The organism is Arsukibacterium sp. (assembly GCF_036735525.1).
In the GTDB taxonomy this organism is placed as follows: Bacteria; Pseudomonadota; Gammaproteobacteria; order Enterobacterales; family Alteromonadaceae; genus Alishewanella.
In genome coordinates, this window is sequence record NZ_DAINOE010000027.1 from 33,900 (window position 1) to 42,799 (window position 8,900).

The 8,900-nt window shown below is 50.9% G+C and carries 11 protein-coding genes; 1 reads left to right on the top strand and 10 read right to left on the bottom strand.

Going from position 1 to position 8,900, the window contains the following annotated elements:
* Positions 1-22 precede the first annotated feature (22 nt).
* The 9 genes from V7D78_RS07340 to glyA all read right to left on the bottom strand — a co-directional run bounded on the left by V7D78_RS07340 (position 23) and on the right by glyA (position 7,238).
* Positions 23-502: a phosphatidylglycerophosphatase A family protein gene (locus V7D78_RS07340; RefSeq protein WP_333607793.1), complete on the bottom strand. Its 480-nt coding sequence runs from the start codon at positions 500-502 to the stop codon at positions 23-25.
* Entirely contained in the window at positions 502-1,461 is a 960-nt protein-coding gene (gene thiL / locus V7D78_RS07345; RefSeq protein ID WP_333607794.1) for a thiamine-phosphate kinase, read from the bottom strand. Before thiL ends, V7D78_RS07340 begins: the two co-directional genes overlap by 1 nt.
* A gap of 35 nt (positions 1,462-1,496) precedes the next feature.
* A complete protein-coding gene (gene nusB, locus V7D78_RS07350) occupies positions 1,497-1,910 on the bottom strand; it encodes a transcription antitermination factor NusB (protein ID WP_333607795.1) in 414 nt (137 codons plus the stop codon).
* Between the two features lie 12 nt (positions 1,911-1,922).
* Positions 1,923-2,387: a 6,7-dimethyl-8-ribityllumazine synthase gene (ribH, locus tag V7D78_RS07355; RefSeq protein WP_333607796.1), complete on the bottom strand. Its 465-nt coding sequence runs from the start codon at positions 2,385-2,387 to the stop codon at positions 1,923-1,925.
* Between the two features lie 79 nt (positions 2,388-2,466).
* The gene (gene ribBA, locus V7D78_RS07360; protein ID WP_333607797.1) at positions 2,467-3,576 is read right to left on the bottom strand and encodes a bifunctional 3,4-dihydroxy-2-butanone-4-phosphate synthase/GTP cyclohydrolase II; all 1,110 of its coding nucleotides are present in this window, start codon (positions 3,574-3,576) and stop codon (positions 2,467-2,469) included.
* A gap of 31 nt (positions 3,577-3,607) precedes the next feature.
* Positions 3,608-4,255: a riboflavin synthase gene (locus V7D78_RS07365; RefSeq protein WP_333607798.1), complete on the bottom strand. Its 648-nt coding sequence runs from the start codon at positions 4,253-4,255 to the stop codon at positions 3,608-3,610.
* Positions 4,256-4,309: 54 nt separating this feature from the next.
* Positions 4,310-5,446: a bifunctional diaminohydroxyphosphoribosylaminopyrimidine deaminase/5-amino-6-(5-phosphoribosylamino)uracil reductase RibD gene (ribD, locus tag V7D78_RS07370; protein WP_333607799.1), complete on the bottom strand. Its 1,137-nt coding sequence runs from the start codon at positions 5,444-5,446 to the stop codon at positions 4,310-4,312.
* Positions 5,446-5,898, bottom strand: a complete 453-nt coding sequence (gene nrdR, locus V7D78_RS07375; protein ID WP_333607800.1) for a transcriptional regulator NrdR — start codon at positions 5,896-5,898, stop codon at positions 5,446-5,448. The genes ribD and nrdR overlap by 1 nt, the downstream gene beginning before the upstream one ends.
* A gap of 86 nt (positions 5,899-5,984) precedes the next feature.
* Complete coding sequence (gene glyA / locus V7D78_RS07380; protein WP_333607801.1) at positions 5,985-7,238, bottom strand: serine hydroxymethyltransferase; 1,254 nt, start codon at positions 7,236-7,238, stop codon at positions 5,985-5,987.
* Positions 7,239-7,511: 273 nt separating this feature from the next.
* Between glyA and dinB the strand changes: the two genes are divergently transcribed.
* Positions 7,512-8,582 carry a DNA polymerase IV gene (gene dinB, locus V7D78_RS07385; protein ID WP_333607802.1) on the top strand — a complete coding sequence of 357 codons (1,071 nt, stop codon included), beginning with the start codon at positions 7,512-7,514 and terminating at the stop codon, positions 8,580-8,582.
* 104 nt (positions 8,583-8,686) lie between these two features.
* Here dinB and V7D78_RS07390 read toward each other — a convergent pair whose 3' ends face one another.
* Positions 8,687-8,899, bottom strand: coding sequence for a cold-shock protein (locus tag V7D78_RS07390; protein WP_019674773.1), 213 nt, complete (start codon positions 8,897-8,899; stop codon positions 8,687-8,689).
* Position 8,900: the final 1 nt, after the last annotated feature.

Genomic DNA, 8,900 nt, shown 5'->3' on the forward strand with positions numbered 1-8,900 from the left:
CCCTCGCCCGGTTAACCCGCCATTAGCCTAAATTAAAATGCATGATCAGTGCCTGTAAAATCAACCAGGCAGGAATAGCCGCCAGCACATCATCCAGCATGATGCCAAGGCCACCATGAACCCGCCGATCGAACCAGCGAATTGGCCAGGGTTTGACAATATCAAAAAAACGAAACAACGCAAAACCCAGCAGTAAGGTCAGCCAACTCAGTGGCACAAATAACATGGTCAGGGCAAAACCGATAATTTCATCCCACACTATTGCGCCATGATCATGCTCACCGACATCTGCGGCGGCCTTACCACAAATGTACACGCCTAACAGACTACCGCACAACACAAAACCCAGGTAAGCGACATCGCCCAGCATAGCAAACAGCACAATAAAAGGAACCGCGGCCAGAGTACCAAAGGTGCCAGGGGCTTTAGGCGCTAAGCCGCTGCCAAAACCAAGCGCCAAAAAATGCTGCCATTGTCTCAGGTTAAATTTATGCACCTTCATCAGAAATGTTCAAACCCCTTATGCTGATAGCTAAACACCTGCTCACCGGCTTTCAGCTCAAGTTTACCGGTTTGCCCGGTAATACGGCCGATACAGGTTACAGGCACGCCATAAGGTGACAGTAGTACATCCAGCGCGCCGCGCTTACTATCAGGCACAGTGAACAGCAGTTCGTAATCCTCACCACCTGACAACGCCAGTTGCATTGCCTGGGCGCTGTCGCAGCTGTCTTTTAAGGCTTGTGATAACGGTAGCTTTTGCACATCAATATAAGCCCCCACAGCTGAGCGTTGCAGGATATGATAAATATCGCCGGCTAAGCCATCAGAGATATCCATGGCACTGCTGGCAACACTGCGTAAGGCCTGCCCTAGGGCCACCCGGGCAGTCGGATAATGAAAGCGCTGCAAAATGTGCGCCTGATGCTTTTTGCTGACTTGCTGCACACCTTGCACTAAACGCAAACCCAACGCCGCATCACCCAAAGTACCGGTGACATAAATATAATCACCGACCTTAGCACCGCTGCGTTTAATGGCTTTGCCTCTGGGTACCTGGCCTTTGGCGATCATGGTCAGGCTTAATGGCCCCTTGGTGGTATCACCGCCGACCAGCTGGCAGTTAAAATACTCGGCTGTTTCATGTAAACCGGCGGCAAATTCACTAAGCCAGTCCGGTTGGATCACTGGCACCGTTAAGGCCAGAGACAGCCAGCTGGGTTCAGCACCCATTGCCGCCAAATCGCTGACGTTTACCGCCACCAGTTTATGGCCCAGCGCCCTTGGGTCGACATCAGCAAAAAAGTGCGTGCCCACTACCATAGTATCGGTCGTCACCACTAAATCATAGCCGTCACGAACCTGCAGCACAGCGCCATCATCGCCAACGCCACAGTGCACGTCAGTGCGCGGTGAGCCCGCTTTTGAAAAATAGTTGGTGATTAATTCAAATTCACCCATAAATAAACCTAAGCCGGCAATAAGCCGGCTCTCTGTTAGCTGGGTCGAAGTACCCGGACTGCTTTATCCAGAATACCATTGACGAATTTATGACTGTCATCGGCCGCAAAGGCTTTTGCCAGCTCGATACCTTCGTTGATCACTACCTTGTAAGGTACATCTAGCCGGTATTTCAGCTCGTAAGCTGACACCCGTAATACGGCTTTTTCCACCAGGTCGACATCTTCAAACGGCCGTTCCAGATAAGGCTTAATCGCTTCGTCCAGCTTGGCATGATGCAGTACCACACCACGCAGCACATCCTGAAAATAAGCGACATCAATATGCTTTACGTTATTTTCCAGCAACAGTTGCTGCTCAATATCGGCAATAGCATTGTGGCTGACTTGCCAGCTGTAAATACCTTGCACCGCAAGTAACCGTGACTGACGGCGAGCATTTGGTTTCATTCTGATATCCTGTTATAGCTTAGCCAGCACATTAACCATTTCCAGTGCTGACATCGCAGCTTCAGCGCCTTTGTTACCGGCTTTGGTGCCAGCACGCTCTACCGCTTGCTCAATGCTGTCGACGGTTAGCACGCCAAAGGCCACCGGCAAATCATGTTGCATCATCACCTGGGCAATGCCCTTGGTGCATTCGCCAGACACATATTCAAAGTGCGGCGTACCGCCACGGATCACTGCGCCTAATGCCACTATCGCATCATATTTTTTGCTGGCAGCTACCCGCTGCACAGCCAGTGGCAGCTCAAAAGCCCCCGGAATACGCACTACAGTGATATCCTGCTCGGCGATGTTACCTACCCGCTGCAGGGTATCTACTGCACCACTGAGTAAACTTTCGACGATAAAACTGTTAAAACGCGCGACCACGATCGCAATTTTTTTGCCGTTAGCTGAATAGCCTGCTTCAATTACTTGCATTGCTAGCCCTTATCTCTATGACTGCCGCTTAAAATTAGCCGTGCATAATAGCACAAAATTTTACGCACCGGCATAGCCCTTATTCAGATACGTAATCTACCACTTCCAAGCCAAACCCCGACAGCGCATGGTACTTTTTCGGCTGGCTGAGCAGGCGCATTTTCTTCACCCCCAGACTGGCCAGAATTTGTGAGCCTACCCCGACATTGCGCGAGGTGCCTTTCCAGGGAGCGGTACGTGGTTTTTCGCCTTTATCTTCGGCTTCAAAGTTTTGCACCATACGCACCAGCTCTTCGGTACTTTCATGCTTACCCAGCAATACCAGTACTCCGCCTTCATCTGCAATACGTTGCATCGCAGTATGCAGCGGAAAACTGCGGTTAGCGGCCCGATCCGCCAGCAGTAAATCACTAAAAGTATTATGCAAATGCACCCGCACTAGTGTCGGTTGCTCGGCCACTATCTGCCCTTTCACCAGGGCAAAATGTAACTGATTATCGATGGTGTCTTTGAAAGTGACTAACTGGAAGTCGCCCACTTCAGTTGGCAGCTGGCAGGTGGCCACTTTTTCGATGGTGGTTTCATGTAAGTTACGGTATTCAATTAAATCAGCAATAGTGCCAATTTTAATCTGATGCTGCTTGGCAAAGACTTCCAAATCAGGCCGGCGCGCCATAGTGCCGTCATCATTTAAAATTTCAACAATCACCGACGCGGGCTCTAAGCCAGCTAAACGCGCCAGATCGCAGCCTGCTTCAGTATGACCGGCACGCACCAGCACACCGCCATCTTGCGCCATTAACGGGAAAATATGCCCTGGCTGCACAATGTCGGCCGGGCTGGCATCCCGCGCTACCGCCGCCTTTACCGTTTTAGCCCTGTCGGCAGCCGAAATACCGGTGGTGACGCCTTCAGCGGCTTCAATCGACACAGTAAAATTGGTAGAAAACGGCGATTTATTGGCATCCACCATCAAGGATAAATTCAGCTGCTTGCAACGTTTTTTGGTTAACGTCAGACAAATCAGGCCGCGGCCATGCTTGGCCATAAAGTTGATCGCTTCAGGCGTGACATAATCCGCCGCCATCACTAAGTCGCCTTCATTTTCGCGATCTTCATCATCCATCAGGACCACCATTTTCCCCTGGCGAATGTCTTCAATAATTTCAGCTGGAGTATTCAGTTGCATACAAACCCTTGTGATAAATGTCTTTAAAAAATTATAAAAAGCCGCGTTGCTGTAACAGCGCTAAACTCAGGCCGCTGTGCTCAGACTGCTGAGGTAACAGCAAGCGCTCCAGATAACGGGCTATCAAATCCACTTCTAAATGTACCTGACTGCCAGGCGAAAGCTGCACCAGGGTTGTTTCGTTGGCCGTGTGCGGCACTATAGTGAGCCTGAAGCTGTCTTTGCCCAGCTCATTTACCGTTAAGCTGATGCCATCTACGGTCACCGAACCTTTTTCTGCCACATAGCGCGTCAGCTTTTCTGGCAAACTCAGCCACAGCTGCCAGGCACGGCCGCTTTTACTTATGGATAGTACCTCAACTACCGCATCGATATGGCCACTCACCAAGTGCCCACCGAGCCGGCCGGTTGCCAATAGCGCTTTCTCTAAATTCAGCCGTTGTCCGGTCTGATACTGTCCAAAACAAGTGCGTGCCAGGGTTTCGGTGGAGACATCAGCACTAAAGGTGTTGGCGCTAAGGCGGCTGACGGTCAGGCACACACCATTACTGGCAATACTGTCACCCAGTTTGACATCGCTAAAACCCAGGCTGTCGCTATAAATATCCAGACTCAGATCCGAGCCTTTAGCGGTGATTTTTTTAATCACACCTGTCGCTTCAATAATACCGGTAAACATAGTTGCTCTCTTTTTTGCGGCTTACTTTGTACTACTAACTTTGTTGCTAGTCACTTAACTGCTCGTTAGCAGGCGCGCGGTTAAGCGTACATCGGCGCCCAGCTGCTGTACCCCGGTAAATTGCCAGCGCCGTGCCTGCTGCAAATCCGTCAGTATGGGTAACTGCGCTAACGGCCTTGCCGCATCACCCAATAATACCGGAGCCTGATACAAAATAAATTCATCTACCAACTGGGCGCTGAGTAAGGCACCGGCCAGCGTAGCGCCCGCCTCTACCCAGACACTGTTAACTTGCTGCTGCGCCAATAATTGCAGTAGCTCTGCCAGGGCAAAACGGCCATCTGCACTGACGGCTATGCCCAGTTGCGTCACTTCGGCTTGCATAGTGGCGGCCAGCGGCCTGGGCGAAGCGCCCTTTGCTATACACAATAATATGGGCCCGGCTAACTGAAACAATGGCTCAGACCCGGTTAATTGTTGCTGGCGGTCTAAAATCACTCTAAGCGGTTGGCGTAACTGGCCATCGGCGCGACAGCTAATGCTCTGCTCAGCAGTTTGCCGCACCGTTAAGCGGGCGTCATCGGCCAGCACTGTGCTAGCGGTAGATAAAATGGCACTACTTTGCGCGCGGTACAGTTGCACATCGGCGCGCGCCTGCTCACCGGTTAACCACTTACTTTGGCCATTGGCCAGCGCCGTGCGACCATCCATACTGGCGGCCAGCTTCAGGCGCAGATAAGGCCGTTGCCGCTCCATGCGGCTTAAAAAACCGGGATTAAGCGCTCTGGCTTGCGCTTCTAATAAACCATATTCAACGCTGATAGCGGCATCTTGCAGCAATTTGACGCCTTTTCCGGCCACCAGCGGGTTGGGATCCAGCATAGCGATAACCACCCGGGCGACGCCCGCTTTAATCAGCGCTAAGGCACAAGGCGGGGTGCGACCATAATGGCTGCAAGGCTCGAGCGTGACATAACAGGTGGCCCCTGCGGCTTTATCCGCGGCTTGTTGCAGCGCACCCACTTCAGCATGGGGACCACCGGCCTGATGATGATAGCCCTGGCCGATTATCTGGCCATCTTTTACCAACACCGCACCAACATTCGGGTTGGGATCGGTAGTAAAACGCCCGGCAGCCGCCAGTTGCAGCGCCAGTGTCATAAAGGTGATATCTGCGTCACTAAAAGGCATTACTGCTCACCCAGCCGGGCAATTTCTTCGCCAAACTCGCGAATATCTTTAAAAGAGCGATAGACAGAGGCAAAGCGCACGTAAGCCACTTTATCCACCAGCACCAGCTCATCCATGATCAGTTTACCCAGTAATTGACTGGCCACTTCGCGCTCACCGGTGGCGCGTAATTGCGATTTAATTTTATTAATCAGCTGCTCTATCTGCTCAGTCGCCACCGGGCGTTTTTCCAGCGAGCGTAATAAACCACTGCGTAATTTGTCTTCGTTAAAAGGCTCGCGGGAGCCATCACGCTTGATAATGCGCGGCATCACCAGCTCGGCAGCTTCAAAGGTAGTAAAACGTTCATGACAGGCCAGACACTCGCGGCGCCGGCGCACCTGATGGCCATCGGCCACTAACCGTGAGTCTATTACCTTGGTATCATCGGCATTACAAAAAGGACAAAACATAGCCGTTTCCTGCTGGTTGCTGTGTCAGTTGGGCGCCATCGAAAAAAATGGCCGCAAGTGCGGCCATAATAGCATTGAATTACGTTTTACGCATAAACCGGGAAGCGGGCACACAGCTCAGCGACCTGGCCTCTTACGCGGTCAATCACGCTTTCATCGTTGATGTTATCTAACACATCACAAATAAAGGTAGCGACCTGACGCGCTTCGGCTTCTTTAAAGCCACGACGGGTAATAGCCGGGGTACCTATACGCAGGCCACTGGTGACAAAAGGCGAGCGCGGATCGTTAGGTACCGAGTTTTTATTTACCGTAATGTGCGCACGGCCCAGCGCCGCATCGGCATCTTTACCGGTAATGTCTTTGGCAATTAAGTCCATCAGGAATAAATGGTTGTCGGTGCCACCTGATACGATGTTATAGCCCCGGGCAATCATTTCTGCACACATGGCTTTAGCATTGTTCAGCACCTGCTGCTGGTACACTTTAAATTCTGGCTGTAAGGCCTCTTTAAAGGCCACGGCTTTAGCAGCAATAACATGCATTAACGGGCCGCCCTGGCTGCCAGGAAACACCGCAGAGTTCAGCTTCTTTTCGATAGCGTCATTTTTACGGGCTAAAATTAAGCCGCCACGTGGACCGGCCAGCGTTTTATGGGTGGTAGTGGTCACGACATCGGCTACCGGCACTGGGTTAGGGTACAAACCGGCGGCCACTAAGCCAGCCACATGCGCCATATCCACTAACAGATAAGCACCGACTTTATCGGCGATATCGCGAAAACGCTGCCAGTCAATAATGCCTGAATAGGCAGAGAAACCGGCGATAATCAGTTTTGGCTTGTGCTCCAGCGCCAGCGCTTCTGCCTGTGCATAATCAATGACACCGGTTTCAGGGTGCAGGCCATATTGTACAGCGTTATAGAGTTTACCTGATGAGCTGACATGAGCACCGTGCGTTAAGTGGCCACCATGTGCCAGACTCATGCCCAGTATGGTATCACCGGCGTTTAGTAAAGCTAAAAACACGGCTGAGTTAGCTTGTGAGCCTGAATGCGGCTGCACGTTGGCATAATCGGCGCCAAACAGCTCTTTGGCACGGGCAATTGCTAAATCTTCGGCAATATCCACATATTCACAGCCACCGTAGTAGCGCTTATGCGGGTAGCCTTCAGCATATTTGTTGGTCAGCTGTGAGCCCTGCGCTTGTAATACCCGCGGGCTGGCATAGTTTTCTGACGCAATCAGCTCTATATGGGCTTCCTGACGTGCAGTTTCTTTTACCATGGATTGCCATAATTCCGGATCGAAATCAGCAATATTCATATCACGCTTTAACATGCTTTCTCCTGGCGCGGCTAATAAGCTCGCTCGGTCAATTAAGGTCGATAAATAATTGGGCGCTATTCTACCTTGAAATTGCCCGCGGCGCACTGAAATATTAGCCGTCTATAAGTCTAAAACTTAGTTAAGTGGCAACACAGCTACACAACACTGTGCCTGATCGCAAAACTCAGTGCTGCTTTACAAACGTCTGCAACTGGCCTAGAGTACTGGTTATTAATACAGTTATTCATGCTGGCAGTATTGGCAGGCATGATAGGGGTGGCTGGCATGATAGATGTAAAAGCTCAGCGTAAAATCATCCACCTGGATATGGATTGCTTTTTTGCCGCGGTAGAAATGCGCGATAACCCGGCGCTGATCCATATTCCTATTGCTATTGGTGGAAGCCGCATCCAACGCGGGGTGATTGCCACCTGTAATTACCCGGCGCGGGCCTTTGGTGTGCGCTCGGCCATGCCTACCGCAGAAGCCTTAAAACGTTGCCCACAGCTGACACTGGTCAGTGGCGACATGGCGAAGTACCGTAGTGTCAGCCAGCAAATCCTTAGTATTTTTCATCGTTACAGCGCCTGGGTAGAGCCACTATCACTAGATGAAGCTTTTCTCGATGTCACTGACAGCACCTTATTTAACGGCAGTGCGACCTTACTGGCGCAAGAAATCCGCCAGGTGGTCTTTAACGAAACCGGCTTAACAGTATCGGCTGGCGTTGCCCCTAATAAATTTTTGGCGAAAATTGCCAGTGATGAAAACAAACCTGATGGACTTTTTGTGATCCCCCCCAGTGCCGTAGCTGATTTTGTCAGCCAGTTGCCTCTGCGTAAAATTCCAGGTGTTGGTCAAAAAACCGCTGAGCGGCTGGCCAGGTACAATTTGCACTTTTGCCGCGAACTGGCCCAGGTAGAACTAAAGTGGCTTATCACGGAATTTGGCAGCCTTGCTGATACCTTACTGAAACGCTGCAAGGGCATAGATGAGCGCCCGGTAAAAGCCGAGCGCTGCCGTAAATCGGTGGGGGTCGAGCATACACTGCCGCAGGACATTCAGGATTATGACAGCGCAGCCTTACAACTGTCCGAGCTGATTCCCAAGCTGCAGCGCCGGCTTGATAATATACAGGGCCCAACGCTATTACAAAAAATCGGCATTAAACTCAAATTTAGTGATTTTCGGCAAACCACGGTAGAAACGCAAAGCACGGCGCTAGACTGCACAGTGCTAAAGCAATTACTCAACCAGGCCTGGCAACGGCGGCAACAACAAGGGGTGCGTTTAATTGGTATTCAGGCAGGGCTAAAGCAGCAATGTGAAGAGCAATTAGTGCTGCCTTTTTTTTAGTGTAGAGAGTTGAGTGTTCAGTGTTGAGTGTTGAGTGTTGAGTGTTGAATGTTGAGGGCACAAAAAAGCCGACACTAGGTCGGCTCTTTAATATAAACCTGGAATTAACCGGTTACAGTAACGTTTTCAGCTTGTGGGCCTTTTTGGCCTTCAGTTACTTCAAAAGTAACACGCTGACCTTCAACTAAGGTTTTACGACCGGTGCCATTGATAGCGCGGAAATGAACGAATACGTCTTTGCCGCCTTCGCGCTCGATGAAACCGAAACCTTTATCTTCGTTGAACCACTTAACTGTACCGGAAATTAACTGTGACATA

What these genes read in the sequence shown, in the direction of transcription:
- V7D78_RS07365 (WP_333607798.1), bottom strand. Translation starts at nt 4,255, where the DNA reads ATGTTTACCGGTATTATTGAAGCGACAGGTGTGATTAAAAAAATCACC.
- ribH (WP_333607796.1), bottom strand. Translation starts at nt 2,387, where the DNA reads ATGCAAGTAATTGAAGCAGGCTATTCAGCTAACGGCAAAAAAATTGCG.
- thiL (WP_333607794.1), bottom strand. Translation starts at nt 1,461, where the DNA reads ATGGGTGAATTTGAATTAATCACCAACTATTTTTCAAAAGCGGGCTCA.
- ribD (WP_333607799.1), bottom strand. Translation starts at nt 5,446, where the DNA reads ATGCCTTTTAGTGACGCAGATATCACCTTTATGACACTGGCGCTGCAA.
- dinB (WP_333607802.1), top strand. Translation starts at nt 7,512, where the DNA reads ATGATAGATGTAAAAGCTCAGCGTAAAATCATCCACCTGGATATGGAT.
- glyA (WP_333607801.1), bottom strand. Translation starts at nt 7,238, where the DNA reads ATGTTAAAGCGTGATATGAATATTGCTGATTTCGATCCGGAATTATGG.
- V7D78_RS07340 (WP_333607793.1), bottom strand. Translation starts at nt 502, where the DNA reads ATGAAGGTGCATAAATTTAACCTGAGACAATGGCAGCATTTTTTGGCG.
- nrdR (WP_333607800.1), bottom strand. Translation starts at nt 5,898, where the DNA reads ATGTTTTGTCCTTTTTGTAATGCCGATGATACCAAGGTAATAGACTCA.
- ribBA (WP_333607797.1), bottom strand. Translation starts at nt 3,576, where the DNA reads ATGCAACTGAATACTCCAGCTGAAATTATTGAAGACATTCGCCAGGGG.
- nusB (WP_333607795.1), bottom strand. Translation starts at nt 1,910, where the DNA reads ATGAAACCAAATGCTCGCCGTCAGTCACGGTTACTTGCGGTGCAAGGT.
- V7D78_RS07390 (WP_019674773.1), bottom strand. Translation starts at nt 8,899, where the DNA reads ATGTCACAGTTAATTTCCGGTACAGTTAAGTGGTTCAACGAAGATAAA.